This window comes from Pseudomonas sp. S2_A02 (assembly GCF_054668495.1).
In genome coordinates, this window is the sequence record NZ_CP162776.1 from 2,665,119 (window position 1) to 2,691,376 (window position 26,258).

Consider the following 26,258-nt stretch of genomic DNA (forward strand, 5'->3'; position numbering starts at 1 on the left):
GTCTACCTGCCTCAGGTATCCAGGTTTCCCGCCAGAAACTGCTTCAGACGCTGGCGCATTAACACTCCCTCGTTTCCCAGGCAACCGATCGATGATCCGGCCAGGCTCTCCTGTGCCAGGTCCGATGCTTCCCCGGCCAGCAACACCTGGCAATCCAGGCTCATGGCCAAGCGTTTCAAACGTCGAGGCAATTCGCCGGCCGGCGCGTGATTGGACACCAGCACCAATGCCTGGGGCTTGATCTTCTCGCAAACCAGGATCAATTCGTCGAAGGGCTGGCCAATCGCCAACAACTGAATAGCCGAATCGACACTGCTCAGATACAGCGCAGTGACCAGCACTTCGACTTCACGACATTGATCAGCCAAGGCGCAGACAATCACTCGTCGCGGTTGCATGACACGCACCAGCAGCAGGCGTTGCAACACTCGAGAACGCAGAAAACCATCCAGGAAAAGCCACTCGCTGGTCTGACCGAATGCTTCATGGCGTTGGACCAATAGCTTCCAGACCGGAATCAGAATGTCCTGAAACACCACCGTCAGCGGATAACTGGAAAAAATCTGACCGTAGACTTGCTCCAGTTGAACTTCGTCAAAAGCACTCACCGCTGCTTTGACCCGCTGCTGCCATTGGCCGTAGTCGGCTTGAACGAGTTCGTTGGGAATGACTTGCGCCAACACCTTGAGCGGTTCGGTCTTGGCCAGTATCTTGCCGACCTTGCTGACCGCGACACCGCGCTCCATCCAGCCAAGGATGCTGCGAACACGCTCGATATCGGTCATCGAATACAAACGGTGACCGCTTTCGGTGCGCATGGGTTGTATCAAACCGTACCGCCGCTCCCATGCGCGTAGCGTGACCGGGTTGACCCCTGTCAGGCGCGCTACCTCACGAATCGGAAACAATTCTTCTCGAATCAGGGAGGTGATGGGAGGCAAGTCAGGTGCAAGGTCTGTCAGCACAGCCATCAGGATCTACGTCCATGTAATATTTGGACACATTCTAACGCTCCTGCCCCAGTGGTGATCAACACGTTGTTGAACTAATTGGAACAGACGTCCCAGAAATAATCAGGAATAATCCTTGCATGTCTTGAGATGCAGCCCACCACCCCGGCGCTGTGTCTGGCGAAGCTCTTATCCGGAGCGACGCGTTTGCCCTATGGAGATACATAATGTCTACCTCACCCGTCACGCTGATGGTTGCGCGCCGCGTTGCCGATGGGCGTTATCAGGACCTGATGGCCTGGTTGCGCGAAGGCGAACAACTGGCCACCGACTTCCCCGGTTACCTCGGCTCTGGTGTGCTCGCTCCACCGCCCGACGATGACGAATTCCAGATTATCTTTCGCTTCACCGACGAGCAGACAATGCATGCCTGGGAGCATTCCGCGTCGCGCACTGCCTGGCTGGTACGCGGCAGTGATCTGTTTGCCAACCCTTCGGAACATCGGGTCAGTGGCATCGATGGCTGGTTCGGTGCGGTCGGTCAACGCCCGCCACGCTGGAAACAGGCCGTGGCTATCTGGCTGGCATTCTTTCCGGTGTCCCTGCTGTTCAACTTTGTATTGGGACCGCTACTGGCTGAGACGGGTTTGCTGACCCGCGTGTTTGTCAGCACCCTGTGCCTGACGCCATTGATGGTGTATTTCTTCATTCCGCTGTCGACACATCTGCTGGCCAGGTGGCTGCACACTCCATCTGCGCGTCCGTTGCCCGCAGCACCCACCCCCCAAAATCAATAACCCCATCATGTAGGAGCGACGCCATCGCAGGACGTAGGTGAACAACTCCCGTCGCTGGTATAGTTTTGCTCTTACCGCGACGCGAGCCGTTCATGACCTCTACCGCAGCCCCAATCCTCATCACCGGTGCCGGCCAGCGTGTCGGCCTGCACTGTGCGCAGCGTTTGCTCGAAGACGGCCATCCAGTCATTTTCAGCTACCGCAGCGAACGGCCAGGTGTGCAAACCCTGCGCGATCTGGGAGCGATCGCGGTGTTTGCGGATTTTTCCAGCGAGGCCGGTATCCTTGCGTTCATCGGCGAACTGAAAAACCACACCGACAGTTTGCGGGCGATTGTCCATAACGCCTCAGAATGGCTGACCGAAACCCCGGGAACCGAAGCCGCAGCCTTCACCCAAATGTTCAGCGTGCATATGCTGGCGCCTTACCTGATCAACCTGCACTGTGCCGATTTGCTCAAACGCTCGAGCCCCGCCGACATCGTGCACATCAGCGATGATGTGACCCGCAGGGGCAGCAGCAAGCACATCGGCTACTGCGCCAGCAAAGCCGGGCTCGACAGCCTGACCCTGTCCTTTGCCGCGAAATACGCGCCCAGCATCAAGGTCAACGGTATCGCCCCAGCCCTGCTACTGTTCAATCCCGACGACGACGCGGCGTACCGCGCCAGGGTTCTGGCCAAATCGGCACTGGGCATCGAGCCCGGCAGCGAAGTGATCTACCAGAGCCTGCGCTATTTGCTCGACAACCCTTATGTCACCGGCACGACCCTGACCGTCAATGGCGGACGGCACGTCAAATAAGCCGCTCCCGCGAGGATGTCCCATGACGTTATTCCTGCCTCAGAACACCCTGTCCCAAAGCTATCGCGAGATCCTCATCGGCCTCGGTGAAAACCCCGATCGCGAAGGACTGCAAGACACTCCGGTTCGCGCCGCCAAGGCGATGCAATACCTGTGTCATGGTTACGAACAAAGTGTCGAAGAAATCGTCAACGGCGCGCTGTTTGCCTCAGACAACGATGAAATGATCATCGTCGACAATATCGAGCTGTACTCGCTCTGTGAACATCACATGCTGCCCTTCATCGGCAAGGCTCATGTGGCTTATATTCCAACGGGCAAGGTGCTGGGCCTGTCGAAGATTGCGCGGCTTGTGGATATGTTCGCCCGCCGCCTGCAAATCCAGGAAAACCTCACCCGGCAAATCGCCGACGCCGTGCAGCAAGTGACCGACGCCGCCGGTGTCGCGGTGGTCATCGAAGCCCAGCACATGTGCATGATGATGCGCGGCGTCGAAAAACAGAATTCGACCATGAACACCTCGGTGATGCTCGGTGCTTTTCGCGAGTCGAGCAACACCCGCCAGGAGTTCCTGCAATTGATTGGACGGAGCAAGTAGCAATGCCACAACTTCAACCAGGAATGGCACGCATCCGGGTCAAGGACCTGTGTTTGCGAACTTTTATCGGGATCAACGAGGACGAAATCCTCAACAAGCAGGATGTGCTGATCAACCTGACCATCCTGTACGCCGCCCAGGATGCAGTGCGTGACAACGATATCGATCACGCGTTGAATTACCGCACCATCACCAAGGCGATCATCGCCCACGTGGAGGGCAATCGCTTTGCCCTGCTCGAGCGCCTGACTCAGGAATTGCTGGATCTGATCATGGTCAACCAGTCGGTGCTGTACGCCGAAGTCGAAGTCGACAAGCCCCACGCCTTGCGCTTCGCCGAGTCGGTATCGATTACCCTGGCCGCAAGCCGCTGACCGCGTCTGGCGCATCGGTCGCCAGGCTTTTATCATCCGCGCCACGATTTGATATGCACAGAGCCCATCATGAACGATCAACAACGCCTGGAACTTGAAGCCGCCGCCTTTCGCCGGCTGGTTGCCCACCTGGACAGCCGCAAGGACGTGCAGAACATCGACCTGATGAACCTCTCGGGCTTCTGCCGCAACTGCCTGTCCAAGTGGTACAAGGCCGCTGCCGACGAACGCCAGATCGACGTCAGCATCGATGAAGCCCGCGAAGTGGTTTACGGCATGCCGTACGCCGAGTGGAAAGCCCAATACCAGAAAGAAGCCAGCGCCGATCAGCAAGCGGCGTTCGCCAAAGGAAAACCCAATGAGTGATCTGAACACCCTGCGCGCCAGCCTCAAGAGCGGCGAACATGCTTTCGTCGATACCTTGGCGTTCATCGCCGCCGGTTACGACTATCAGCCCCAGGCGTTCAATAACGGCGGTGTGGAAAATGCCGCCGGGCAGAACGAAGGCTCGTGCAAGACCCTGGGTCTGGCATTGCTGGAAGGCTTGAGTGATGAAGAAGCGCTGTTGGCGTTTGGCGAACATTACCGTTCGGTAGTGGCCACGCCTGAAGGCAGTGACCATGGCAATATCCGCGCGCTGATTGCCCATGGCCTGGCGGGTGTGAAGTTCACTCAGCAGCCGCTGACTCGCCGCTGATTAGCGAAGATCAATATCAAAAGATCGCAGCCTGCGGCAGCTCCTACGCTGATCGCATGCTTCTGTAGGAACTGGCGAAGCCTGCGATTTTTTGATCTTTGATATTTCAATCCCGACACCACATCCCGACTTTTAATATTGACCCGGCAACTTTATTTCGTTTGCCGGGCACCTCTGCTCGCGGCTTAGATAAAAAGAAGCATCCCTTCTTCTGAGTCCGGTATCCATGAGCAGCGAAAACATCAGTCGGTCAATCAACATCGTTCATCCTGTCACGCTCAGCCACGGTAAAAACGCCGAGGTCTGGGACACCGACGGCAAACGCTACATCGATTTTGTCGGTGGTATCGGCGTGCTGAACCTCGGTCATTGCCACCCGCGCATCGTCGAGGCCATTTGCGAACAGGCTACCCGGCTGACCCACTACGCGTTCAACGCCGCCCCGCATGTGCCTTATCTCGAACTGATGGATCGCCTGACGGCGTTTATTCCGGTGGGTTACCCGGTCAGCGGCATGCTCACCAACAGCGGTGCGGAAGCGGCGGAAAACGCCCTGAAAATCGTCCGTGGCGCCACCGGTCGCACGGCAGTCATCGCCTTCGACGGCGCCTTCCACGGTCGCACACTCGCCACTCTCAACCTCAACGGCAAAGTCGCGCCGTACAAGCAGAAAGTCGGTGTGCTACCGGGGCCGGTGTTCCACCTGCCCTTCCCCAGCAAAGACAACGATGTGACGGGCTTTGATGCCCTGAAGGCGATGGAGCGGCTGTTCAGCGTTGAGATCGACGTTGATGACGTGGCCTGTTTTATCGTCGAACCGGTGCAGGGCGAAGCGGGCTTCCTGGCGATGGACGTGGAGTTCGCCCAAGTGCTGCGACGTTTCTGTGATGACAAAGGCATCCTGCTGATCGCCGATGAAATCCAGTCCGGCTTCGGTCGTACCGGCCAGCGGTTTGCGTTCTCGCGACTGGGCATTGAGCCGGACCTGATCCTGCTGGGCAAAAGCATTGCCGGCGGCGTGCCGCTGGGGGCGGTTGTCGGGCGTAAGTCGCTACTCGATAACTTGCCCAAGGGCGGATTGGGCGGCACCTACTCGGGCAACCCCATCGCCTGCGCCGCCGCGTTGGCGACTTTGGACGAAATGACTGACACGCACCTGCACGCCTGGGGCGCGCAACAGGAAGAAGCGATTGTCAGCCGCTACGAATCCTGGCGAGCCCGCGAACTGTCACCGTATCTGGGCCGCTTGACCGGCGTCGGTGCAATGCGCGGCATCGAGTTGATCAATGCCGATGGCACACCGGCCTCGGCGCAGTTGACGCAGCTGCTGGCTCTCGCGCGCGATTCGGGCTTGTTGCTGATGCCCAGCGGCAAGTCGCGCCACATCATTCGGCTGCTGGCGCCATTGACCACTGAGGCTGCCGTGCTGGAGGAAGGGCTGGATATCCTTGAGGCGTGCCTGAAGAAATTGGCCTGAGCATAAATTCTATGCAGTCCATGTGGGAGCGGGCTTGCTCGCGAATGCGCTATATCAGTCGACATTCATATTGCCTGACACATCGCATTCGCGAGCAAGCCCGCTCCCACACTGGAAATGTGATCAGGCATTAAATCGTGGGCACAAAAAAACCGGCCAAGGCCGGTTTTTTGCTTTCTACAGAATCAGAATCAAGCGTTCTGCAGATCGTCGAGGTAGCGCTCGGCATCCAGTGCCGCCATGCAGCCGGCGCCGGCCGAGGTGATGGCTTGGCGGTAAACGTGGTCAGCCACGTCACCGGCGGCGAAGATGCCTTCGAGGTTGGTCGCAGTGGCGTTGCCGTCACGGCCGCCCTGCACAACCAGGTAGCCGTCTTTCAACGTCAGCTGGCCTTCGAACAACGAAGTGTTCGGTGTATGGCCGATGGCGATGAACACGCCGTCGACTTTCAGCTCGTCGAAGCTGCCGTCGTTGTTCTTCAAGCGAGCACCGGTCACGCCCATGTTGTCGCCCAGCACTTCGTCCAGGGTTGAGTTCAGCTTCAGGATGATCTTGCCTTCGGCAACCCGGGCATTCAGCTTGTCGATCAGGATCTTCTCGGCGCGGAACGTTTCGCGACGGTGGATCAAGGTTACGGTGCTGGCGATGTTGGCCAGGTACAGGGCTTCTTCCACAGCCGTATTACCGCCACCGACCACAGCCACCGGCTTGTTGCGATAGAAGAAACCGTCGCAGGTCGCGCAGGCCGAAACGCCTTTGCCCATGAACGTTTCTTCCGATGGCAGGCCCAGGTAGCGAGCGCTGGCGCCGGTGGCGATGATCAGTGCGTCGCAGGTGTAAGTCGCGCTGTCGCCAATCAGGGTGTACGGCTTGGCGGCGAAGTCCACGGCATTGATGTGATCGAATACGATCTCGGTTTCAAAGCGCTCGGCGTGCTCTTTCATCCGCTCCATCAGCGCCGGGCCGGTCAGGCCATGGACGTCGCCCGGCCAGTTGTCGACTTCGGTGGTGGTGGTCAGTTGACCGCCAGCCTGCATGCCAGTGATCAGCAGTGGCTTGAGGTTGGCACGAGCCGCATAGACCGCGGCGCTGTAACCGGCAGGGCCGGAACCGAGAATAATCACTCGCGAATGACGAACTTCAGACATGACCTGCTCCTGTTGACCGGGCCCGAAACACTGGGCGCGGAACGCCGGATTGCCGGCGGGAATAAAAAAGGACCGTTGAAAGCACTTGGGGAAGGCTTGGGCTCGACAGTCCTGTAAAAGAATGGGTGCAGCGTATCGAGGGAGCGAAGATTAAGGAAATACGGTTTAACAATCCAGCTCATAGGCGGTCTCTATGTCGTTGCCGCGAATATATAGACGCCTTTGTTACAGTTAATGTCGATGCCGCTACCGCGCTTTCGCCTGTCAGGCAAAGCCGGTAAGGTCGGCGCGTTTACCCTTTGCTCGGAGCACGTTATGCCCGCCCCTGTTCTGTCTGGCCCGCAATACCTGCGCGAGGGCCTCAAGCTGGTCCTGAGCCCCAGCCTGCGCTTGTTCGTGTTGTTGCCGCTGGCAATCAACCTGGTGCTGTTCGTCGGATTGATCTATCTGGCCGGCCATCAGTTCAGTATGTGGGTCGATACGCTGATGCCGTCCCTGCCCGATTGGCTGAGCTTTCTCAGCTACATCCTCTGGCCGATATTCGTCGTGTTGGTGGTGTTGATGGTGTTCTTCACCTTCACCATGCTGGCCAACGTTATCGCCGCGCCATTCAATGGCTTCCTGGCGGAGAAAGTCGAAGTGGTGGTGCGCGGCACCGACGACTTCCCGGCCTTCAGCTGGGGCGAACTGATCGCCATGATCCCGCGTACCCTGTCCCGGGAAATGCGCAAACTCGGCTACTTCCTGCCCAGGGCCATCGGTCTGTTCATCCTGTCGTTCATCCCGGTGGTCAACATCATCGCCGCGCCGCTGTGGCTGTTGTTCGGGGTGTGGATGATGGCGATCCAGTACATCGACTACCCGGCGGATAACCACAAACTCGGCTGGAACGAAATGCTCGCCTGGCTGCGGCAGAAACGCTGGCAGAGCATGAGCTTTGGCGGGATTGTTTATCTGGTGTTGCTGATTCCAGTGGTCAACATTCTGATGATGCCGGCGGCCGTGGCCGGTGCAACGCTGTTCTGGGTGCGTGAGCGTGGCGCGGAAAATCTGGTGCCGGAACGCCGCTGATCGCGTCACAAATCCATCATCCCACCGTCACAATGACGACATGGCCTCAGCCGACACTGAGGTCATGACGACAACTCTGCATATCACCCTGATCACCGAAACCTTCCCTCCGGAAATCAACGGCGTGGCCAATACCCTTGGCCGCTTGTTCGATGGTTTGCGCGCGCGCGGGCATCAGGTCGAGTTGGTGCGACCACGCCAGGGTGGCGACCCGCTTATGGGCAACAACGATGAGTTGCTGTTGTGTCGAGGCTGGCCGCTGCCGGGTTATCCCGGCCTGCAATGGGGTCAGTCGTCGATGCACAAGTTGCTGCGGCGCTGGAAACGGCATCGCCCGGACGTGTTGTACATCGCCACCGAAGGACCGCTGGGTTTGTCGGCATTGCGCGCGGCACGGCGCTTGGGGATTTCGGTGGTCAGCGGCTTTCATACCAATTTCCAGCAGTACTCCAGCCAATACGGCCTCGGGCTGCTGACACGCTTGCTGACTCACTACCTGCGCTGGTTTCACAATCGCTCGACCCTGACCCTGGTGCCCAGCGCCAGCCAGCGACTGGAACTGGAACGCCGTAGTTTCGAGCGCCTGGCGTTGCTCTCTCGAGGCGTCGACAGCCAGTTGTTTCATCCGGCCAAACGGCTGAAATCGCTGCGCGAGCAATGGGGACTGGCCGAGGATGATATTGCCTTCATCCACGTAGGACGTTTGGCCCAGGAGAAGAATCTTGGCTTGCTCAAGCGGTGCTTCGACACGCTGAAAATGACTTATCCACAGCGGAAAATGAAATTGATTGTGGTCGGCGACGGGCCGCAACGATCGATGCTGGAGAAGGAATTGCCCGAGGCGATTTTCTGCGGTTCACAACGCGGCGAAGCCTTGGCCAGTCACTATGCGTCGGGGGATGTGTTTCTGTTTCCGAGCCTGACCGAAACCTTCGGCAATGTGGTGCTTGAGGCATTGGCCTCGGGACTGGGGGTAGTGGCGTACGATCAGGCTGCGGCGGCCCAGCATATTCGCCATGGCTACAACGGCGTACTGGCTATGCCCGGGGATGAAGAGGCATTCTGCGATGCGGCACGTTGGCTGCTGGAGGAGCGCGAAACCTTGCGTTGCGTGCGGCTTAATGCGCGCCAGCATGCGAGTCGTCAGGGTTGGGCGGCGATTATCGAGCAGTTCGAGGGGCAGTTGCGCGGGGCTTGTGTTGGGGAGCAGGTGGTTCCTAATGCTCAGACATTACCCTGAATCTTTGCTGACCTTGAGGCCATCATCGCGGGCGAGCCCGCTCCCACAGGATTTGTGTGTGACGCAGAACACTGTGGGAGCGGGCTTGCCCGCGATGGGGCCCTTCCAGACGCTACTTAAACCAACGTCATCAACGCCTCACGGCTAAACGGCAGGATGTCTTCCTCGCGACCGTCCCGCACTTTCTGCGCCCAGTCCGGGTCCACCAGCAATGCACGCCCCACTGCCACCAGATCGAACTCATCGTTGTTCAAACGCTCCAGCAGTTTTTCCAGGCTGGCCGGTTGCGCGATCTTGTCGGTGTTGACCATGAATTGCAGGAACTCGCCGTCCAGGCCGACGCTGCCGACGGTGATGGTTGGCTTGCCGGTGAGCTTGCGAGTCCAGCCGGCCAGGTTCAGCTCGGAACCGTCGAACTCCGGCTCCCAGAAACGTCGCGTCGAGCAGTGGAAAATGTCTACGCCGGCGTCGGACAACGGCTTGAGGAATTCGCCCAAGGCTTCCGGGGTTTGTACCAAGCGTGCGGTGTAGTCCTGCTGCTTCCATTGGGAGAAACGGAAGATGATCGGGAAACCCTCACCGACCGCGGCACGCACCGCCTGAATCAGTTCGATGGCGAAGCGAGAGCGATTGGCCAGGCTGCCACCGTATTCGTCGGTTCGCTGGTTGCTGCCTTCCCAGAAGAACTGGTCCACCAGATAACCGTGGGCACCGTGGATTTCCACGCCGTCCATGCCGATGCTCTGAGCATCCTTGGCGGCTTGGGCGAACGCGGCAATCACGTCCTGGATATCTTCCTTGCTCATGCCGTGAACCACGACCTGACCGTCCTTCAGCTTTTCCGACGGACCGTAACCCGGCACGCTGGCGTCCGGCTCGGTGCCGATACGGCGCACGCTGCCCACATGCCACAGCTGCGGAACGATCTTGCCGCCTTCGGCATGCACTGCGTCGACGACTTTCTTCCAGCCGGCCAATGCCGCTTCACCGTAGAAGTGCGGCACGTTCGGATAGCCGTTGGAGGCCTTGTGGCCGACGGTGGTGCCTTCGGTGATGATCAGCCCAACCCCGGCGGCGGCGCGACGACGGTAGTACTCGATCACTTTGGAATTGGGCACGCCGCCCGGCGAAAACGAGCGGGTCATCGGCGCCATGACAACGCGGGTCGGCAACTCGAGGGCGCCTAGGTGAAAAGGCTTGAACAGGGCTTTGACAGGCATGGGACGCTCCACGGGATATAGACTTTATGACGGCGATAATATGGAGAGCGCCAAGCATTGAACAGCACTATTGATTGCGGTGATTAAGGTCTAGAAGATAGGAATTATTGTAGGAGCGAGGCTTGCCCGCGAAGGCGTCATGTCAGTCGATATCAATGTTGAATGACATGACGCCATCGCGGGCAAGCCTCGCTCCTACAGGGGAGATGTCAGCTCAGCGCTTTTTCGATCGCCTGGATGACAGCATGATCATCCGGTGCCGTTCGAGGCGAGAACCGCGCCAGCACGCGACCATCCTTGCCCAGCAGGAATTTTTCGAAGTTCCAGGTAATGTCGCCCGGGAATTCCGCGCCCTCGCCCGCCAATAGACGGTACAACTGATGACGCTCATGACCGTTGACTTCCAGCTTGCTGGACAACGGAAAGGTCACACCATAGTTGAGGCTGCAGAACGCCTGGATCTCCTGCTCGGTGCCCGGTTCCTGCCCGGCAAACTGGTTGCATGGCAAGCCCAGCACACTGAAACCCTTGTCCTTGTATTGCTGGTAGAGGTTTTCCAGCGCCGCGTACTGTGGGGTCAAACCACATTTGGAGGCGACGTTGACCACCAGCACGACACGCCCCTTGAAAGGCGCCAGAGGTAGCTCCTGACCATCCAGGGCTGTCAGTTTAAGGTCGTGAAAAGCACTCATGACGAACTCCAAATTCCCGTGTTCTTCTCGAAACAGCCACTTGGCGGTGCCATCAAGGACAGCCGCGGACTAAAAAGGCGCCCTCGGGCGCCTCTCCAGATCTCGAAAGCTTAGCGCAGAAAATCAGTGGTGATGGCCACCTTCGCCATGGACGTGACCATGAGCGATTTCTTCCTGGCTGGCGTCACGGATATCGATGATCTTGACCTGGAAATTCAGGCGCTGACCGGCCAACGGATGGTTGCCGTCGACAGTGACATCGTCGCCGTCCAGATCGCGAATGGTGACGATCTGCATCTGGCCGTCCGGAGCGGAAGCGTGGAACTGCATGCCCACTTCCAGCTCGTCAACGCCTTCGAACATGCTGCGGCTCAGGGTGCTGACCAGTTCGGCAGCGTATTCGCCGTAGGCATCTTCAGGTTCTACGGCGACAGTCAGTTCGTCACCGACTGCTTTACCTTCCAGTGCCTTTTCCAGGCCCGGGATGATGTTACCTGCGCCTTGCAGGTAGACCAGCGGCGCGCCGCCGGCGGAACTGTCGATGACCTCACCAGCGTCGTTGGTCAGGGTATAGTCGATGGAGACAGCCTTATTGGCGGCGATCAGCATGGGGCGAGACCTTTTGCATAAGAATATAGAAAGACCAAGTTTAGCGAAGCAATCGCCCGAAAGCGAACACAACCCGGACAGACGGGGTGCGACGAAAGCCTCGACCGTCACAGGCTTTCATCAGGACGAGGAAGGGCACTGGGTAGCCGAGCTTTCCTGCGGTCATACACAGCACTTGCGGCACCAGCCTCCGTGGCAATCCCGGGCCTGGGTGCTGGACCCTTCGCTGCGCAATGAAAAAATAGGCCAGCCCTTTGATTGCGGATGGTGCGCACAAGGCTCGGTTAGCGATAACCTTGACGACTGAATTTTGGTAGATCGTCAGATATAGATGATCACCTGGCGGCCACGGCTGCCCACATGCACTTCCAGAGAATCCGCATGCAAACTTTTTTTATCGCACCCACCGATTTTGGTGTGGGTCTGACCTCCATCAGCCTCGGGCTGGTGCGTACGCTTGAGCGGGCCGGTCTCAAAGTCGGCTTTTTCAAACCGATTGCCCAGCCGCACCCGGGCGACACGGGCCCAGAACGCTCCACCGAACTGGTGGCCCGCACCCACGGCTTGAAACCGCCTCAGCCACTGGGCCTGGCCCACGTCGAGCGGATGCTCGGCGACGGCCAGCTGGACGAACTGCTCGAAGAAATCATCACCCTTTATCAGCAAGCCGCTGTCGGCAAAGACGTGCTGATCGTCGAAGGCATGGTCCCGACCCGCAGCGCCAGTTACGCAGCGCGGGTCAACCTGCATTTGGCCAAGAGCCTGGACGCCGATGTGATTCTGGTCTCGGCACCGGAAAACGAAGTGCTGACCGAACTGTCCGGCCGGGTGGAGTTGCAGGCGCAATTGTTCGGAGGGCCGAAAGACCCGAAAGTCCTGGGCGTGATCCTCAACAAGGTCAAGACCGACGAAAGCATGGAGGCCTTCGCCTCGCGCCTGAAGGAACACTCGCCGTTGTTGCGCAGTGGTGATTTCCGTCTGCTCGGCTGCATCCCGTTCCAACCCGAATTGAACGCCCCGCGCACCCGTGACGTAGCCGATCTGATGGGCGCTCAGGTGCTCAACGCCGGCGATTATGAAGCGCGGCGCATGACCAACATCATCATCTGCGCCCGCACCGTGCGCAACACCGTGGAGCTGCTCAAGCCCGGCGTGCTGGTGGTGACCCCCGGCGATCGCGACGACATCATTCTCGCGGTCAGCCTCGCGGCAATGAACGGCGTGCCCTTGGCCGGCCTGTTGCTGACCAGCGACACCCTGCCCGATCCGCGCATCATGGATCTGTGCCGTGGCGCCTTGCAGGCTGGCCTGCCAGTGTTGTCGGTGAGCACTGGTTCTTACGACACCGCCAACCAATTGAACGGTTTGAACAAGGAAATCCCGATCGACGACCGCGAACGTGCGGAGATCATCACCGATTTCGTCGCCGGTCACCTCGACGCCAACTGGCTGCACCAGCGTTGTGGCACGCCACGGGAAATGCGCCTGTCGCCCGCGGTGTTCCGCTACCAACTGATCCAGCGTGCCCAGGCCGCCAACAAGCGCATCGTGTTGCCCGAAGGCAGCGAACCGCTGACGGTGCAGGCCGCGGCGATCTGCCAGGCGCGCGGCATTGCCCGTTGCGTGTTGCTGGCCAAACCGGCGGACGTCGAAGCGGTCGCCCGCGCCCAAGGCATCGAGTTGCCGCCAGGGCTGGAAATCCTCGATCCGGACCTGATCCGCGAACGTTACGTCGAGCCAATGGTCGCCCTGCGTAAAAGCAAAAGCCTCAACGCGCCGATGGCCGAGCAACAACTGGAAGACACCGTGGTGATCGGCACCATGATGCTGGCGCTGGATGAAGTCGACGGGCTGGTGTCCGGGGTCATTCACTCCACCGCCAACACCATCCGCCCGGCCCTGCAGCTGATCAAGACCGCACCGGGCTGCACGCTGGTGTCATCAGTGTTCTTCATGCTGTTTCCGGAAGAAGTGCTGGTTTACGGCGACTGCGTGATGAACCCGCACCCGAGTGCCAGCGAACTGGCCGAGATTGCGTTGCAAAGCGCCGACTCGGCTGCGGCGTTCGGCATCATTCCGCGCGTGGCGATGATCAGCTACTCCAGCGGTGAATCAGCCAGCGGTGAAGAAGTCGAGAAGGTCCGCGAAGCGACGTTGCTCGCCCACGAACAACAGAACTCATTGTTGATCGACGGCCCATTGCAGTACGACGCCGCCGCCAACGAAACCGTGGCCAGGCAACTGGCGCCGAACAGTCAGGTGGCCGGTCGTGCCACGGTGTTCGTGTTCCCCGACCTGAACACCGGCAACACCACCCACAAAGCCGTGCAGCGCAGCGCCGACTGCGTCAGCCTCGGGCCGATGTTGCAAGGCCTGCGCAAACCGGTGAATGACCTGCCGCGCGGCGCGCAGGTCGACGACATCGTCTACACCATCGCGTTGACCGCGATCCAGGCTGCCAACCGACCTATGGATGTTTAAATGCTGGATTTTCTACCTGCACCCCTGCGCGGCGTGATCGCCTCGCTGTTGTTGGCGCTGAACACGATTGTCTGCTGCACGCCGCTGTTCGTGGTGGCGATCTTCAAACTGCTGCTGCCCTTCCCCGTCGCCCAGCGTTTCACCGGATGGCTGATGGGCCATATCCACGAAACCTGGGTCAGCAACAACAAGGCCTGGATGGACCTGCTCGGGCATACGCGCTGGCAGCTCAGCGGGCTGGAAGGACTGGACTATCAGCACTCGTACCTGATCACCAGCAACCATCAGAGCTGGGTCGACATCATGGTGTTGCAGTACGTGCTCAACCGTCGCATCCGCCCGCTGAAGTTTTTCCTCAAACAGCAACTGATCTGGGTGCCGGTGATTGGTCTGGCGTGGTGGGCACTCGGTTTTCCGTTCATGAAGCGATACTCCAAGGCCTATCTGGAAAAGCATCCAGAGAAGAAAGGCAAAGACCTGGAGACCACTCGGAAGACCTGCGACAAGTTCCGCAATAACCCGGTGGGGATTTTCAACTTCGTCGAAGGCACGCGCTTTACCGAGGGTAAACACGTACAGCAGAGCTCACCGTTCCGCTACCTGCTCAAGCCGAAAGCGGGCGGCATTGCCTTCGTGCTGGATGCCATGGGCGACCAGCTGGAAGCCATCGTCAACGTGACCATCCACTATCCGGCCGGGCGCCCGGGTTATTGGGATTTGCTCTGTGGGAACGTTGCGGACGTGGTGGTGCACTTTCAGGAGCTGAAGATTCCACCGCAGTTCGTCGGCAAAAACTACGACCAGGACGGTGTGTATCGGCTCGAGTTTCAGGGTTGGATCAATCAGCTGTGGAATGACAAGGATGCGCTGCTGGGGCAGATGCACCGTGAGTACACCGCCAAGGTTTGAGGTGTTTGTACCGGCGCCATCGCGGGCAAGCCCGCTCCCACAGTGGTCTCTGTGGAATGCAAATTTTGTGTTCACTAGAGATCCCTGTGGGAGCGGGCTTGCCCGCGATGGCGATCTCAAGGACACAAAAAAACCCGCAGACGATCACTCGTCTGCGGGTTTTTTATTTACAGCTAACGCTTAGATCGCGCCACGCTTGCGCAGCAGATCCAGCACTTGCTTGACGCTTTCTTCCAGCGACAGCGACTGGGTGTCGATCACCAGATCGGCATTCAGCGGCACGTCGTACGGGAAGGATTCGCCCGGGATGTTGTCGCCACCCGCCGCGTACAGACCTTGCGGATCACGCTCGGCACAGACCGTCGGAGAGGCCTGGACGTAGACCGTCAGCAGACGCTCCTTGCCGATCAGCTCCCTGGCCTGCTCACGACCTTCAGCACTCGGCGCAACGAAGGCTGCCAAGGTCAACAGACCCGCTTCGTTGAACTGACGCGCAACGTGCGCCGCACGACGCCAGTTTTCGGTACGCCCGGCGCGATCATTTGGCAGACCTTTATTGAGGTCGTGACGCAGGTTCTGGCCATCGAGTACAAACACCGCACGACCCAAGTCGAACAGCTTGCGCTCAACAGCGTAGGCCAGGGTGCTTTTGCCAGCGCCCGACAGGCCGCTGAACAACACGGTGGCCGGTTGCTGACCAAAGCGCTGGGCGCGTTCTTCGGTAGCCACGTGAGCCAGTTTGCCGTGGTGGGTGCTGGTGCCATGGCTCAATGGCTGGGCGATGATCATGCCGGCCGCGACCGTGCCGTTGGTCAGTCGATCGATGACGATGAACGAACCGGTGGTGCGGTTGCTGTCATAACCGTCCAGCGCGATAGCCGCGTCGAGGCTGATCTTGACCCGACCGATCTCGTTCAGCTGCAGCGAGCTCGCCGGCCCTTCGGCCAACGTGTTCACGTCCACGCGATTGACGATGCTGGTGATCGAACCCGGCACGTAAGTGGTGGCGCGCTTGATGTCGTATTTTTTGCCCGGCAGCATCGGCTCTTCGGCCATCCACACCAACATGGCGTCGAAGGCGTCAGTCACTTGCGGCTGGTTGTCGGCATGCACCAGCAAGTCACCGCGGGAGATGTCGATTTCGTCTTCCATGGTCAGCGTCACGGCTTGACCAGGACCTGCATGCTCCAGCTCACCTTCGAAGGTGACAATGGATTTCACGCGGCTGCTCTTGCCCGACGGCAACACAACGACTTCGTCGCCCTTGTGCACGACGCCGCTGGCCAGGGTGCCGGCGAAACCACGGAAGTTCAGGTTCGGACGGTTGACGTACTGCACCGGGAAACGCAGGTCGGTGTAGTTGCGGTCGCTGGCGATTTCGACGGTTTCAAGGATTTCCATCAGCGACTGGCCGGTGTACCACGGCGAGCGCTCGGACTTGTTCACCACGTTGTCGCCCTTGAGAGCGGACATCGGCACGAACGCCATGGTGGTCGGCTTGAACGCGATGCCTTCGGCGAACTTCAGGTAATCGGCCTTGATCGACTCGAACACGCTTTCGTCGAAGCCGTTGAGGTCCATCTTGTTGATGGCGACAACGATGTGCTTGATGCCCAGCAACGAGGCGATAAAGCTGTGGCGACGGGTCTGCGTCTGCACGCCGTAACGGGCGTCGACCAGAATGATCGCCAGGTCACAGGTGGATGCTCCGGTGGCCATGTTGCGGGTGTACTGCTCATGGCCGGGGGTATCGGCGATGATGAATTTGCGCTTGGCGGTGGAGAAATAGCGGTAGGCGACATCGATGGTGATGCCCTGCTCACGCTCCGCCTGCAAGCCGTCGACCAGCAACGCCAGGTCGATGTCTTCACCGGTGGTGCCGACTTTTTTCGAGTCGCGGGTGATGGCTTCCAGATGATCTTCGTAGATCATTTTGGAGTCGTGCAGCAGGCGCCCGATCAGGGTGCTCTTGCCGTCGTCGACGTTGCCACAGGTAAGAAAGCGCAGCATTTCCTTGCGTTCGTGCTGGCCCAGATAGGCGAGGATGTCCTCGCTGATCAAATCAGATGCGTGCGACATGACAACCCCTTAGAAATAACCCTGACGTTTCTTTTCTTCCATCGAACCTGCGCCATCGTGATCGATGACTCGGCCCTGGCGTTCGGAAGTTCGCGTCAGGAGCATTTCCTGAATGATGTCGGTCAGGCTGGTGGCCTCGGACTCGACCGCACCGGTCAACGGGTAGTCGCCCAGCGTACGGAAACGGACCTTCTTCTTGACGATGCGCGCCTTGTCTTCGTCGCTCAAGTGATTGAGCAGGCGCTCGTCGTCGATCATGATCCAGGTGCCATTCATCTCGATAACGTCGCGCTCAGCGGCGAAATACAGCGGCACGATCGGGATGCCTTCGAGGTAGATGTACTGCCAGATGTCCAGCTCGGTCCAGTTCGACAACGGGAATACGCGGATCGATTCGCCCTTGTTGACCTTGCCGTTGTAGACGTTCCACAACTCGGGACGCTGGTTTTTCGGGTCCCAACGGTGCTTGGTGTCACGGAAGGAATACACGCGCTCTTTGGCCCGGGATTTCTCTTCGTCGCGACGAGCGCCGCCGAATGCCGCATCGAAGCCGTACTTGTCGAGAGCCTGTTTGAGGCCTTCGGTCTTCATGATGTCGGTATGCTTGGCACTGCCGTGGGTGAGCGGGTTGATACCCTGCGCAACACCCTCGGGATTCACGTGCACCAGCAGGTCCAGGCCGAGCTCTTCGACCATGCGGTCGCGGAACGCGTACATTTCCTTGAACTTCCACTGGGTGTCGACGTGCATCACCGGAAACGGAAGTTTGCCCGGGAAGAATGCCTTGCGCGCGAGGTGCAGCATCACGGCGGAGTCTTTACCGACGGAGTACAGCATCACCGGGTTATCGAACTCGGCGGCGACCTCGCGGATGATGTGGATGCTTTCGGCCTCCAGCTGTTTCAGATGCGTCAGTTTGTCGACCATGGCTACTCACGAAAACGATCTTATGGACGGCCTGCGGGCCGTGTTCGAGCGGGGAATCCTAGCACAGCGCCCCCTTCTAATCAGGACGCTGGCTAGATCGAAAGGGTATATGAATATACCCCCTCGTTTGGGGCTCTCCCCCTGTAGGAGCGAGGCTTGCCCGCGAAGACGATTACGCGGTGCATCAGGCATACCGCGTTATCGTTCTTCGCGGGCAAGCCTCGCTCCTACAGGGCAATCCCATTCAGTTTTGAAATCAAATAGGATTCGGGCAATCGATGAAGATGTGCTCGAGGGCGAAACGTCGCGCCAGGTAATCACCCAAGGCCTGCACGCCATAACGCTCGGTGGCATGGTGGCCGGCGGCGATGAAGCTGATGTCGTTTTCCCGGGCGCTGTGGAACGTCTGTTCGGAGGCTTCGCCGCTGAGGTACAGATCGACGCCAGCCAACACCGCCTGATCAATGTAACCCTGGCCGCCACCGGTGCACCAGCCGACCCGACGAATCATCTCGCTGCCTTCGATCAGCAATGGCTCACGCCCCATGACTTCTTGCACGCGACGGGCGAAATCGCGAGGGGTCATTGGTTCGCTCAACGAGCCGACCAGGCCAACGACTTTCAGATTGTCCGGATCCAGCGGGCCTTCGACGGTGATGTCCAGTTGGCGGGCAAGCTGCACGTTGTTGCCGACTTCCGGGTGCAGATCCAGCGGCAAGTGATAGGACAGCAGGCTGATATCGTGCTTGAGCAAGGTTTTCAACCGGCGCTGCTTCATGCCGGTAATGCACGGGTTCTCGCCTTTCCAGAAATAGCCGTGATGCACCAGCACCAGATCGGCCTGGGCCTCTACCGCGGCATCCAGCAACGCCTGGCTTGCAGTAACGCCGCTGACGATGCGCATCACTTGCGGCCGGCCTTCGACCTGCAAACCGTTGGGGCAGTAATCGGCGATCTTCGCACTTGCCAGGTAGCGATCGGCTTCTTCGACCAGGGTGCTCAGGGCGACGGCCATAAAAGACTCCTAAATATCCCGTTCAGAGGCGCGCGCGGCCTCGTATAATGCGCGACATTATGGGCGGTCTCACACCGCCTGCAACCTCTGTAGGACGTGCTTAATGCTCAAGGCGCTGCGTTTTTCCGGCTGGCCGCTGTTGGCCGGCGTGCTTATCGCTCTATTGATTATGCAGCGTTACCCGCAATGGGTCGGGCTACCGAGCCTGGACGTGAATCTGCAGCAAGCCCCGCAAACTCTCGGTCTGCAGCAGGGCCCGGTGTCCTATGCCGACGCGGTGACCACGGCCGCGCCGTCGGTGGTCAACCTATACACCACCAAAGTGGTCAACAAGCCCAGCCATCCGTTGTTCGAAGATCCGCAGTTCCGCCGTTTCTTCGGCGACAACTCGCCCAAGCAGAAGCGCATGGAGTCGAGCCTCGGTTCGGGCGTGATCATGAGCCCGGAAGGTTACCTGCTGACCAACAACCACGTGACCAGCGGTGCCGACCAGATCGTGGTGGCGCTCAAGGATGGTCGTGAAACCCTGGCGCGGGTCATCGGCAGCGACCCGGAAACCGACCTCGCGGTGTTGAAGATTGACCTGAAAAACCTGCCGTCGATCACCGTCGGCCGTTCCGACAATATCCGTATCGGCGACGTGGCCCTGGCCATCGGCAACCCGTTCGGCGTCGGCCAGACCGTGACCATGGGCATCATCAGCGCCACCGGGCGCAATCAGCTCGGGCTGAACAACTACGAAGACTTCATCCAGACCGATGCCGCGATCAACCCCGGCAACTCCGGCGGTGCGCTGGTGGACGCCAACGGCAACCTGACCGGCATCAACACGGCGATCTTCTCCAAGTCCGGCGGTTCTCAGGGCATCGGCTTCGCAATCCCGGTCAAATTGGCGATGGAAGTGATGAAGTCGATCATCGAACACGGCCAGGTGATTCGCGGCTGGCTCGGCATCGAAGTGCAACCGTTGAGCCAGGAGCTGGCGGAGTCGTTTGGTCTGTCGGGACGTCCGGGGATTGTGGTCGCGGGGATTTTCCGTGACGGTCCGGCGCAGAAGGCCGGCCTGCAACTGGGCGACGTGATCCTCAGCATCGACGGTGAACCGGCCGGCGACGGTCGCCGCTCGATGAACCAGGTGGCGCGGATCAAACCGACCGACAAGGTCACCATTCAGGTGATGCGCAACGGTAAAGAGCTCAAGCTCACGGCAGAAATCGGTCTGCGTCCGCCACCCGCGCCGATCAAGGAAAAGGAAGAAGAGTAAGCCGGTAGGAGCTGCGCCCTCAGCAGCTTCATAACTCCGAAGCCGTTAACAGCATACATTCTCATTAGGCATGTTATATTGTTTCGATATTACTATTGGAACAACATAACATGTCGTCTCGAACAATGGCTTCCCTCGCGGGCCTGACCCTCGGTTTACTGGGGCACCCGGTCTTCGCCGAAGAGTCGAAAACCGTTGAACTGGACGCCATCAGCGTCACCTCCGACTACGAATCCCCCACCGGCCCGGTCAAGGGTTATCGCGCACCCCACTCCTCCAGCGCGACCAAAACCGACACGGCCATTCGCGATATCCCGCAATCGATCAGTGTGATTCCCGTCAGTGTGCTCAAGGACTTGGGCAGCACCAGCGTCGAGCGCGCTGGATTTTGGACGAGAAATACTTCGAGCGCTCTTACAGCAACTACTGGGTCAACCCCGGCGAGCCGCGCAATTTCACCGTCAGCCTGACACTCAACCTGTAAAAGGACGTCACCATGCAACATCTCAAATCCCTGGCGCTACTCGGCCTGCTGTGCGCCAGCCAAGTCTCGGCTCACGGTCTCTGGACCGAACAACGTCGCGGCAACATCGAAGTCATCTACGGCCATGGCGCCGAAGACAACGCCTTCAAGGCGCAGAAAATCAGCGGCGCGTGGGCCTATGACGTAGCCGGAAAAATGATCCCGGTGAACGTGCAACGGCTGGCCGACCACGCCCGCCTGCAGCCGTTGAAACCACCGGCAGTGATGGCCGTAGCGCTGAACAATGGCATGTGGTCGCAGACGGCGGATAAGAAATGGATCAACGAAGGACGCAGCAAAGTACCGGGGGCCATTGAGTCGACCCAGACCTTCAAGTACAGCCTGGCGATATACCAGCCGGGGGTGAAGTTGCCGAAGCTCGATCAGATGAAATTGCTGATTCTGCCGGAGGTTGATCCGCTGACCGTTGGGCCGGGTAAATCGTTGCCGGTTCGGGTGCTATTGGACGGTAAGCCGGCGGCGGGCGTGAAGCTGGTGGGCGACTATCGCAGCGCGCCGAATACCTTGAGCACCGAAACCGATGCGGACGGCCGGGCACAGGTTCTGGTGCGCAATGAAGGGTTGAACGTGATTGCGGCGCAGATGGAGATTCCGCTGAAGGACAACCCGGATGTGGCGACACGCGGGCTGTTCACGTCGCTGACCTTCCTTGGCGAACCGCATCACGAGTAACCCAGCATCACACAAAACCTGTGGGAGCGAGCCTGCTCGCGATGAGGCCATTGCATTCAGCATTGATGTTGAATGCCGAACCGCTATCGCGAGCAGGCTCGCTCCCACAGGATCGAGGATGGATTAGAGATCACCCAAGCCATCGATCAGTGCCTGATTCTGCTCCGGCGCGCCGATGGAAATCCGCAGGAACTGGGCAATCCGCTCTTGCTTGAAGTGCCGAACGATCACGCCCTGTTCGCGCAACTTCGCCGCCAGCCCTGCCGCATCGTGCTTCGGGTGACGGGCGAAAATGAAGTTTGCTGCCGACGGCAACACCTCAAACCCCTTCGCTTCCAGCTGCGCGACCACCTTCTCGCGACTCTCGATGACCAACCGACAGGTCTTGTCGAAATAGTCGCGATCCTCGAACGCCGCCGCAGCCCCGACAATCGCCAGACGATCCAGCGGATAGGAGTTGAAGCTGTTCTTGATCCGCTCCAGCGCCTCGATCAGGTCTGGATGCCCGACCGCGAGGCCAACCCGCAGGCCCGCCAGCGAGCGGGACTTGGACAGGGTCTGAGTCACCAACAGGTTCGGATAACGGTCCACCAGCGTGATCGCCGTTTCGCCGCCGAAATCAATGTAAGCCTCATCCACCACGACCACCGAATCCGGGCTGGCCTTGAGGATTTGCTCAACCGCGTCCAGCGCCAACAGGCAACCGGTCGGCGCGTTCGGGTTAGGGAAAACGATCCCGCCGTTCGGCTTGGCGTAGTCCGCCGGGTTGATCTGGAACTGTTCATCTAGCGGCACCGCGTCGAATGCGATTCCGTACAAGCCGCAGTAAACCGGGTAGAAGCTGTAGCTGATATCCGGGAATAGCAGCGGCTGATCGTGTTGCAGCAAACCGTGAAAAATGTGCGCCAGGACTTCATCGGAACCGTTGCCGAGGAACACCTGATTGCCCTGCACGCCGTAATACCTAGCAACAGCCTGCTTGAGCAGGTCGCTGTTCGGGTCCGGGTACAGACGCAGGTTGTCGTTCAGTTCGGTCTTCATCGCGGCCAACGCTTTGGGCGACGGACCGTACGGGTTTTCGTTGGTGTTGAGCTTCACCAGTTTCGCCAGCTTCGGCTGCTCGCCCGGCACGTAAGGCACCAGACTCTTGACGAAGGGACTCCAGAATTTACTCATGCTTGGTTGCCCCGACCCTTATTAAAGAGCTCGTCAACGATGCGGTATTCAGCGCTACGGGCGTGAGCGGTCAGCGACTCGCCACGGGCCAGCACGGAAGCGGTTTTGCCCAGTTCGGAGGCACCCTGCTCGGAGCAGAAGATGATCGACGAACGTTTCTGGAAGTCATAAACACCCAGTGGCGAAGAGAAGCGCGCGGTGCCGGACGTCGGCAACACATGGTTTGGACCTGCGCAATAGTCGCCCAGGGCTTCGGACGTGTGACGGCCCATGAAGATCGCGCCGGCGTGACGGATCTGCGGCAACCAGGACTGCGGATCGGCAACCGACAACTCCAGGTGTTCTGGCGCGATACGGTTGGCGACTTCGATGGCTTGTTCCATGTCGCGAACCTTGATCAGCGCACCGCGACCATTGATTGAGGTTTCGATGATTTCGGCGCGTTCCATGGTCGGCAGCAGTTTGGCGATGCTGGCGGCGACCTTGTCGAGGAACTCGGCGTCCGGGCTGACCAGAATCGCCTGGGCGTCTTCGTCGTGCTCGGCCTGGGAGAACAGGTCCATGGCAATCCAGTCCGGATCGGTCTGACCATCGCACACCACGAGGATCTCGGAGGGGCCGGCGATCATGTCGATGCCGACCTGACCGAACACGTGGCGCTTGGCGGTGGCGACATAGATGTTGCCAGGGCCAACAACCTTATCGACCTTCGGCACGCTTTCGGTGCCGTAAGCCAGCGCCGCAACGGCCTGGGCGCCGCCGATGGTGAACACCCGGTCAACCCCGGCAATGCAGGCTGCGGCCAGCACCAGTTCGTTGATTTCACCGCGTGGAGTCGGCACGACCATGACCACTTCGGTCACGCCGGCAACCTTGGCCGGAATTGCGTTCATCAGCACCGAGGACGGGTACGACGCCTTGCCGCCCGGCACATACAAACCGGCGCGATCCAGCGGCGTGACTTTCTGGCCCAGCACCGTGCCGTCGGCTTCGGTGTAGCTCCAGGAATCCTGTTTCTGTTTTTCGTGGTAGCTGCGCACCCGGGCCGCGGCTTTTTCCAGGGCTTCGCGCTGAGGCACGGTGATGCGGGTCAAGGCCAGTTCCAGGCGTTCGCGCGGCAGGATAAGGTCTGCCATCGAGGCGACTTGCAGGCCGTCGAACTTCTGGGTGAATTCCACCAGCGCCGCGTCGCCGCGTTCGCGCACAGCCTTGATGATGTCCAGTACCCGCTGATTGACCGAGTCGTCAGACACACTTTCCCAGCTCAGCAGATGATCCAGATGATGTGCGAAATCCGGGTCAGCAGCGTTGAGTCGGCGAATTGCAGTCGGTGCGGTCATAGCGAGAGCCTCATAGGAATGGCGAAAACTCAGGTACCCGAAACTACCATCGATCCGCTTGGGCACCTGAGAATTCTGGCTATGAGGCGGATAGACGGCGCGACTCAAGGTCGCGCAGGTAGATCAGCCGCGGTGTCGAGACTCCACTGCCTTGCGCAGGGTGTCGATCAACGCCTGGATACGGGCGTGTTGCATTTTCATCGAAGCTTTGTTGACGATCAGCCGCGAGCTGATGTCGGCAATGAAATCCTGGGGTTCCAGGCCATTGGCACGCAGGGTGTTACCGGTGTCGACCACGTCAATGATCTTGTCCGCCAGACCGATCAGCGGCGCCAGCTCCATCGAGCCGTAGAGCTTGATGATATCGACCTGACGGCCCTGCTCGGCGTAATAACGCTTGGCGACGTTGACGAATTTGGTCGCCACCCGCAGACGGCCCTTGGGCTCGACATCGCCGACACGGCCGGCGGTCATCAGCTTGCAGAGGGCAATTCGCAGATCCAGAGGCTCGTACAGACCCTGGCCGCCATACTCCATCAGCACATCTTTACCGGCGACGCCCAGGTCCGCGGCACCATGCTCGACATAAGTCGGCACATCGGTGGCGCGCACGATCAGCAGGCGCACATCGGCCTGGGTCGTGGGGATGATCAGCTTGCGGCTCTTGTCCGGATTCTCGGTGGGCACGATGCCCGCTTCAGCCAGAAGCGGCAGGGTGTCGTCAAGGATGCGGCCCTTGGACAGTGCGATGGTCAACATGGGAAACGTCAGTCCTTATCAAGGTACTCATGCCCGGTCGCAAATGGCGCCGGACACACATCGAGGGTGTCACCACCCTCGATTCATAACAAACTCAGTAGGCGCGTCCTTGCGCCCATACGGCAACTACTAGCCCGGAACGCGACGGATCTTGGCGCCCAGCATCTGCAGTTTCTCTTCGATGCACTCGTAACCACGGTCGATGTGGTAGATGCGGTCGATCAGGGTATCGCCTTCGGCGATCAGCGCCGAGATCACCAGGCTGGCCGAAGCACGCAGGTCGGTGGCCATTACTGGCGCGCCCTTGAGCTTTTCGATGCCGGTGACGATGGCGGTGTTGCCTTCGACCTGGATATGAGCGCCCATGCGGTGCAGTTCGTATACGTGCATGAAGCGGTTTTCGAAGATCGTCTCGATCACCGCACCCGTGCCTTCGGCAATGGCGTTGAGGGAGATGAACTGCGCCTGCATGTCGGTCGGGAACGCCGGGTATGGAGCGGTCCGCACGTTGACGGCTTTCGGCCGCTTGCCGTGCATATTCAGCTCGATCCAGTCTTCGCCGCAGGTAATTTCAGCACCGGACTCGCGGAGCTTTTCCAGAACGGCTTCGAGGATGGTCGGATCAGTGTCCTTGACCTTCACGCGACCGCCGGTCACCGCCGCCGCCACCAGGTAGGTGCCGGTCTCGATACGGTCAGGCATCACCTTGTAAGTAGTCGGGTGCAGACGCTCGACGCCATCGATGGTGATGGTGTCGGTGCCGGCGCCAGTGATCTTGGCGCCCATGGCGTTCAGGAAGTTCGCCAGGTCGATGACCTCAGGCTCGCGAGCGGCATTCGCCAGCACGCTACGGCCCTTGGCCAGAGCGGCGGCCATCATGATGTTCTCGGTACCGGTCACGCTGACGGTGTCGAAGAAGAAGTGCGCGCCGCGCAGGCCACCCTCAGGGGCCTTGGCCTTGATGTAGCCGCCTTCGACGTCGATGACTGCGCCCATGGCTTCGAGGCCACGGATGTGCAGGTCAACCGGACGCGAACCGATGGCGCAACCGCCAGGCAGTGCGACTTCGGCTTCACCGAAACGGGCAACCATCGGGCCCAGCACCAAGATCGAGGCACGCATGGTTTTCACCAGTTCGTACGGTGCGATCAGGGTCTTGATGGTGCGAGGGTCGATTTCGACGCTGAGCTTCTCGTCGATCACCGGCTCAATGCCCATGCGACCGAACAGCTCGATCATGGTGGTGATGTCGTGCAGGTGCGGCAGGTTGGCAACGGTAACCGGGCCATCGCACAGCAGGGTTGCAGCCAGGATCGGCAGGGCAGAGTTCTTTGCCCCGGAGATGCGGATTTCGCCATCAAGACGAACGCCACCGGTAATAATCAATTTATCCATAAGAATCTCGACGCCCTTGGG

At 59.6% G+C, this 26,258-nt stretch carries 26 protein-coding genes and 1 pseudogene; 15 read left to right on the top strand and 12 right to left on the bottom strand.

Going from position 1 to position 26,258, the window contains the following annotated elements:
- Positions 1 to 11: 11 nt before the first annotated feature.
- Entirely contained in the window at positions 12 to 971 is a 960-nt protein-coding gene (locus tag AB4O41_RS12305) for a MerR family transcriptional regulator (protein WP_460147903.1), read from the bottom strand.
- Between the two features lie 206 nt (positions 972 to 1,177).
- Between AB4O41_RS12305 and AB4O41_RS12310 the strand changes: the two genes are divergently transcribed.
- The 7 genes from AB4O41_RS12310 to AB4O41_RS12340 all read left to right on the top strand — a co-directional run bounded on the left by AB4O41_RS12310 (position 1,178) and on the right by AB4O41_RS12340 (position 5,696).
- Complete coding sequence (locus AB4O41_RS12310) at positions 1,178 to 1,747, top strand: antibiotic biosynthesis monooxygenase (protein WP_460147904.1); 570 nt, start codon at positions 1,178 to 1,180, stop codon at positions 1,745 to 1,747.
- A 92-nt stretch (positions 1,748 to 1,839) separates the two neighbouring features.
- Entirely contained in the window at positions 1,840 to 2,550 is a 711-nt protein-coding gene (folM, locus tag AB4O41_RS12315) for a dihydromonapterin reductase (protein WP_460147905.1), read from the top strand.
- A gap of 22 nt (positions 2,551 to 2,572) precedes the next feature.
- A complete protein-coding gene (gene folE, locus AB4O41_RS12320; protein WP_095055672.1) occupies positions 2,573 to 3,148 on the top strand; it encodes a GTP cyclohydrolase I FolE in 576 nt (191 codons plus the stop codon).
- 2 nt (positions 3,149 to 3,150) lie between these two features.
- Positions 3,151 to 3,522: a dihydroneopterin triphosphate 2'-epimerase gene (gene folX, locus AB4O41_RS12325; RefSeq protein WP_030128633.1), complete on the top strand. Its 372-nt coding sequence runs from the start codon at positions 3,151 to 3,153 to the stop codon at positions 3,520 to 3,522.
- 69 nt (positions 3,523 to 3,591) lie between these two features.
- Positions 3,592 to 3,888 carry a DUF1244 domain-containing protein gene (locus tag AB4O41_RS12330; protein ID WP_460147906.1) on the top strand — a complete coding sequence of 99 codons (297 nt, stop codon included), beginning with the start codon at positions 3,592 to 3,594 and terminating at the stop codon, positions 3,886 to 3,888.
- On the top strand, positions 3,881 to 4,219 hold the full coding sequence (locus AB4O41_RS12335) for a HopJ type III effector protein (protein WP_460147907.1): 339 nt from the start codon (positions 3,881 to 3,883) through the stop codon (positions 4,217 to 4,219). The genes AB4O41_RS12330 and AB4O41_RS12335 overlap by 8 nt, the downstream gene beginning before the upstream one ends.
- A gap of 226 nt (positions 4,220 to 4,445) precedes the next feature.
- Positions 4,446 to 5,696 (top strand): 2-aminoadipate transaminase, encoded by a 1,251-nt coding sequence (locus tag AB4O41_RS12340; protein WP_460147908.1) that lies wholly within the window; start codon positions 4,446 to 4,448, stop codon positions 5,694 to 5,696.
- Positions 5,697 to 5,887: 191 nt separating this feature from the next.
- Here AB4O41_RS12340 and trxB read toward each other — a convergent pair whose 3' ends face one another.
- Positions 5,888 to 6,844: a thioredoxin-disulfide reductase gene (trxB, locus tag AB4O41_RS12345; protein WP_008008648.1), complete on the bottom strand. Its 957-nt coding sequence runs from the start codon at positions 6,842 to 6,844 to the stop codon at positions 5,888 to 5,890.
- A gap of 315 nt (positions 6,845 to 7,159) precedes the next feature.
- Between trxB and cysZ the strand changes: the two genes are divergently transcribed.
- Entirely contained in the window at positions 7,160 to 7,915 is a 756-nt protein-coding gene (gene cysZ / locus AB4O41_RS12350) for a sulfate transporter CysZ (protein ID WP_460147909.1), read from the top strand.
- Positions 7,916 to 7,955: 40 nt separating this feature from the next.
- Positions 7,956 to 9,155, top strand: a complete 1,200-nt coding sequence (locus AB4O41_RS12355; RefSeq protein WP_460147910.1) for a glycosyltransferase family 4 protein — start codon at positions 7,956 to 7,958, stop codon at positions 9,153 to 9,155.
- A gap of 116 nt (positions 9,156 to 9,271) precedes the next feature.
- Here AB4O41_RS12355 and AB4O41_RS12360 read toward each other — a convergent pair whose 3' ends face one another.
- The 3 genes from AB4O41_RS12360 to AB4O41_RS12370 form a co-directional block, all read right to left on the bottom strand.
- Complete coding sequence (locus AB4O41_RS12360; protein WP_460147911.1) at positions 9,272 to 10,375, bottom strand: NADH:flavin oxidoreductase; 1,104 nt, start codon at positions 10,373 to 10,375, stop codon at positions 9,272 to 9,274.
- A 209-nt stretch (positions 10,376 to 10,584) separates the two neighbouring features.
- The gene (locus AB4O41_RS12365; protein ID WP_052965554.1) at positions 10,585 to 11,067 is read right to left on the bottom strand and encodes a glutathione peroxidase; all 483 of its coding nucleotides are present in this window, start codon (positions 11,065 to 11,067) and stop codon (positions 10,585 to 10,587) included.
- A 123-nt stretch (positions 11,068 to 11,190) separates the two neighbouring features.
- The gene (locus AB4O41_RS12370) at positions 11,191 to 11,676 is read right to left on the bottom strand and encodes an FKBP-type peptidyl-prolyl cis-trans isomerase (protein ID WP_007901600.1); all 486 of its coding nucleotides are present in this window, start codon (positions 11,674 to 11,676) and stop codon (positions 11,191 to 11,193) included.
- Between AB4O41_RS12370 and AB4O41_RS12375 the strand changes: the two genes are divergently transcribed.
- From AB4O41_RS12375 to AB4O41_RS12385, 3 genes are all read left to right on the top strand, one after another.
- A complete protein-coding gene (locus AB4O41_RS12375) occupies positions 11,645 to 11,983 on the top strand; it encodes a DUF3565 domain-containing protein (protein ID WP_367374194.1) in 339 nt (112 codons plus the stop codon). The two genes, AB4O41_RS12370 and AB4O41_RS12375, sit on opposite strands and share 32 nt — an antisense overlap.
- A 74-nt stretch (positions 11,984 to 12,057) precedes the next feature.
- Positions 12,058 to 14,157 carry a phosphate acetyltransferase gene (gene pta, locus AB4O41_RS12380; RefSeq protein WP_460147912.1) on the top strand — a complete coding sequence of 700 codons (2,100 nt, stop codon included), beginning with the start codon at positions 12,058 to 12,060 and terminating at the stop codon, positions 14,155 to 14,157.
- A complete protein-coding gene (locus AB4O41_RS12385) occupies positions 14,158 to 15,066 on the top strand; it encodes an acyltransferase (RefSeq protein ID WP_460147913.1) in 909 nt (302 codons plus the stop codon). It begins immediately after the preceding gene.
- Positions 15,067 to 15,246: 180 nt separating this feature from the next.
- On the opposite strand, the gene cysN is transcribed toward AB4O41_RS12385, so the two are convergent.
- From cysN to AB4O41_RS12400, 3 genes are all read right to left on the bottom strand, one after another.
- Positions 15,247 to 17,145 carry a sulfate adenylyltransferase subunit CysN gene (cysN, locus tag AB4O41_RS12390; protein WP_460147914.1) on the bottom strand — a complete coding sequence of 633 codons (1,899 nt, stop codon included), beginning with the start codon at positions 17,143 to 17,145 and terminating at the stop codon, positions 15,247 to 15,249.
- A gap of 9 nt (positions 17,146 to 17,154) precedes the next feature.
- Positions 17,155 to 18,072 carry a sulfate adenylyltransferase subunit CysD gene (gene cysD, locus AB4O41_RS12395; RefSeq protein ID WP_008008639.1) on the bottom strand — a complete coding sequence of 306 codons (918 nt, stop codon included), beginning with the start codon at positions 18,070 to 18,072 and terminating at the stop codon, positions 17,155 to 17,157.
- A gap of 256 nt (positions 18,073 to 18,328) precedes the next feature.
- Positions 18,329 to 19,087 carry a Nif3-like dinuclear metal center hexameric protein gene (locus tag AB4O41_RS12400; RefSeq protein ID WP_007901591.1) on the bottom strand — a complete coding sequence of 253 codons (759 nt, stop codon included), beginning with the start codon at positions 19,085 to 19,087 and terminating at the stop codon, positions 18,329 to 18,331.
- Positions 19,088 to 19,190: 103 nt separating this feature from the next.
- Here AB4O41_RS12400 and algW point away from each other — a divergent pair, with 103 nt between their 5' ends.
- From algW to AB4O41_RS12415, 3 genes and pseudogenes are all read left to right on the top strand, one after another.
- A complete protein-coding gene (algW, locus tag AB4O41_RS12405) occupies positions 19,191 to 20,351 on the top strand; it encodes a Do family serine endopeptidase AlgW (RefSeq protein WP_192346210.1) in 1,161 nt (386 codons plus the stop codon).
- A 110-nt stretch (positions 20,352 to 20,461) separates the two neighbouring features.
- A pseudogene (locus AB4O41_RS12410) lies at positions 20,462 to 20,734 on the top strand (TonB-dependent siderophore receptor); the annotation flags it as partial.
- 113 nt (positions 20,735 to 20,847) lie between these two features.
- Positions 20,848 to 21,567 carry a DUF4198 domain-containing protein gene (locus tag AB4O41_RS12415; RefSeq protein WP_460147915.1) on the top strand — a complete coding sequence of 240 codons (720 nt, stop codon included), beginning with the start codon at positions 20,848 to 20,850 and terminating at the stop codon, positions 21,565 to 21,567.
- Between the two features lie 123 nt (positions 21,568 to 21,690).
- Here AB4O41_RS12415 and hisC read toward each other — a convergent pair whose 3' ends face one another.
- The 4 genes from hisC to murA form a co-directional block, all read right to left on the bottom strand.
- Positions 21,691 to 22,743 carry a histidinol-phosphate transaminase gene (hisC, locus tag AB4O41_RS12420; RefSeq protein WP_460147916.1) on the bottom strand — a complete coding sequence of 351 codons (1,053 nt, stop codon included), beginning with the start codon at positions 22,741 to 22,743 and terminating at the stop codon, positions 21,691 to 21,693.
- Complete coding sequence (gene hisD, locus AB4O41_RS12425) at positions 22,740 to 24,083, bottom strand: histidinol dehydrogenase (RefSeq protein ID WP_460147917.1); 1,344 nt, start codon at positions 24,081 to 24,083, stop codon at positions 22,740 to 22,742. Before hisD ends, hisC begins: the two co-directional genes overlap by 4 nt.
- Before the next feature lie 123 nt (positions 24,084 to 24,206).
- A complete protein-coding gene (hisG, locus tag AB4O41_RS12430) occupies positions 24,207 to 24,842 on the bottom strand; it encodes an ATP phosphoribosyltransferase (RefSeq protein WP_007901570.1) in 636 nt (211 codons plus the stop codon).
- Positions 24,843 to 24,971: 129 nt separating this feature from the next.
- Entirely contained in the window at positions 24,972 to 26,237 is a 1,266-nt protein-coding gene (gene murA / locus AB4O41_RS12435) for a UDP-N-acetylglucosamine 1-carboxyvinyltransferase (protein ID WP_007901567.1), read from the bottom strand.
- Positions 26,238 to 26,258: the final 21 nt, after the last annotated feature.

What these genes read in the sequence shown, in the direction of transcription:
- folX (WP_030128633.1), top strand. Translation starts at nt 3,151, where the DNA reads ATGCCACAACTTCAACCAGGAATGGCACGCATCCGGGTCAAGGACCTG.
- AB4O41_RS12360 (WP_460147911.1), bottom strand. Translation starts at nt 10,375, where the DNA reads ATGCCTGTCAAAGCCCTGTTCAAGCCTTTTCACCTAGGCGCCCTCGAG.
- cysN (WP_460147914.1), bottom strand. Translation starts at nt 17,145, where the DNA reads ATGTCGCACGCATCTGATTTGATCAGCGAGGACATCCTCGCCTATCTG.
- AB4O41_RS12310 (WP_460147904.1), top strand. Translation starts at nt 1,178, where the DNA reads ATGTCTACCTCACCCGTCACGCTGATGGTTGCGCGCCGCGTTGCCGAT.
- AB4O41_RS12400 (WP_007901591.1), bottom strand. Translation starts at nt 19,087, where the DNA reads ATGGCCGTCGCCCTGAGCACCCTGGTCGAAGAAGCCGATCGCTACCTG.
- AB4O41_RS12335 (WP_460147907.1), top strand. Translation starts at nt 3,881, where the DNA reads ATGAGTGATCTGAACACCCTGCGCGCCAGCCTCAAGAGCGGCGAACAT.
- AB4O41_RS12415 (WP_460147915.1), top strand. Translation starts at nt 20,848, where the DNA reads ATGCAACATCTCAAATCCCTGGCGCTACTCGGCCTGCTGTGCGCCAGC.
- cysZ (WP_460147909.1), top strand. Translation starts at nt 7,160, where the DNA reads ATGCCCGCCCCTGTTCTGTCTGGCCCGCAATACCTGCGCGAGGGCCTC.
- algW (WP_192346210.1), top strand. Translation starts at nt 19,191, where the DNA reads ATGCTCAAGGCGCTGCGTTTTTCCGGCTGGCCGCTGTTGGCCGGCGTG.
- AB4O41_RS12370 (WP_007901600.1), bottom strand. Translation starts at nt 11,676, where the DNA reads ATGCTGATCGCCGCCAATAAGGCTGTCTCCATCGACTATACCCTGACC.
- folM (WP_460147905.1), top strand. Translation starts at nt 1,840, where the DNA reads ATGACCTCTACCGCAGCCCCAATCCTCATCACCGGTGCCGGCCAGCGT.
- AB4O41_RS12330 (WP_460147906.1), top strand. Translation starts at nt 3,592, where the DNA reads ATGAACGATCAACAACGCCTGGAACTTGAAGCCGCCGCCTTTCGCCGG.
- murA (WP_007901567.1), bottom strand. Translation starts at nt 26,237, where the DNA reads ATGGATAAATTGATTATTACCGGTGGCGTTCGTCTTGATGGCGAAATC.
- trxB (WP_008008648.1), bottom strand. Translation starts at nt 6,844, where the DNA reads ATGTCTGAAGTTCGTCATTCGCGAGTGATTATTCTCGGTTCCGGCCCT.
- AB4O41_RS12375 (WP_367374194.1), top strand. Translation starts at nt 11,645, where the DNA reads ATGGAGACAGCCTTATTGGCGGCGATCAGCATGGGGCGAGACCTTTTG.
- AB4O41_RS12305 (WP_460147903.1), bottom strand. Translation starts at nt 971, where the DNA reads ATGGCTGTGCTGACAGACCTTGCACCTGACTTGCCTCCCATCACCTCC.
- folE (WP_095055672.1), top strand. Translation starts at nt 2,573, where the DNA reads ATGACGTTATTCCTGCCTCAGAACACCCTGTCCCAAAGCTATCGCGAG.
- hisG (WP_007901570.1), bottom strand. Translation starts at nt 24,842, where the DNA reads ATGTTGACCATCGCACTGTCCAAGGGCCGCATCCTTGACGACACCCTG.
- AB4O41_RS12385 (WP_460147913.1), top strand. Translation starts at nt 14,158, where the DNA reads ATGCTGGATTTTCTACCTGCACCCCTGCGCGGCGTGATCGCCTCGCTG.
- pta (WP_460147912.1), top strand. Translation starts at nt 12,058, where the DNA reads ATGCAAACTTTTTTTATCGCACCCACCGATTTTGGTGTGGGTCTGACC.
- AB4O41_RS12355 (WP_460147910.1), top strand. Translation starts at nt 7,956, where the DNA reads ATGGCCTCAGCCGACACTGAGGTCATGACGACAACTCTGCATATCACC.
- cysD (WP_008008639.1), bottom strand. Translation starts at nt 18,072, where the DNA reads ATGGTCGACAAACTGACGCATCTGAAACAGCTGGAGGCCGAAAGCATC.
- AB4O41_RS12340 (WP_460147908.1), top strand. Translation starts at nt 4,446, where the DNA reads ATGAGCAGCGAAAACATCAGTCGGTCAATCAACATCGTTCATCCTGTC.
- AB4O41_RS12365 (WP_052965554.1), bottom strand. Translation starts at nt 11,067, where the DNA reads ATGAGTGCTTTTCACGACCTTAAACTGACAGCCCTGGATGGTCAGGAG.
- hisD (WP_460147917.1), bottom strand. Translation starts at nt 24,083, where the DNA reads ATGACCGCACCGACTGCAATTCGCCGACTCAACGCTGCTGACCCGGAT.
- hisC (WP_460147916.1), bottom strand. Translation starts at nt 22,743, where the DNA reads ATGAGTAAATTCTGGAGTCCCTTCGTCAAGAGTCTGGTGCCTTACGTG.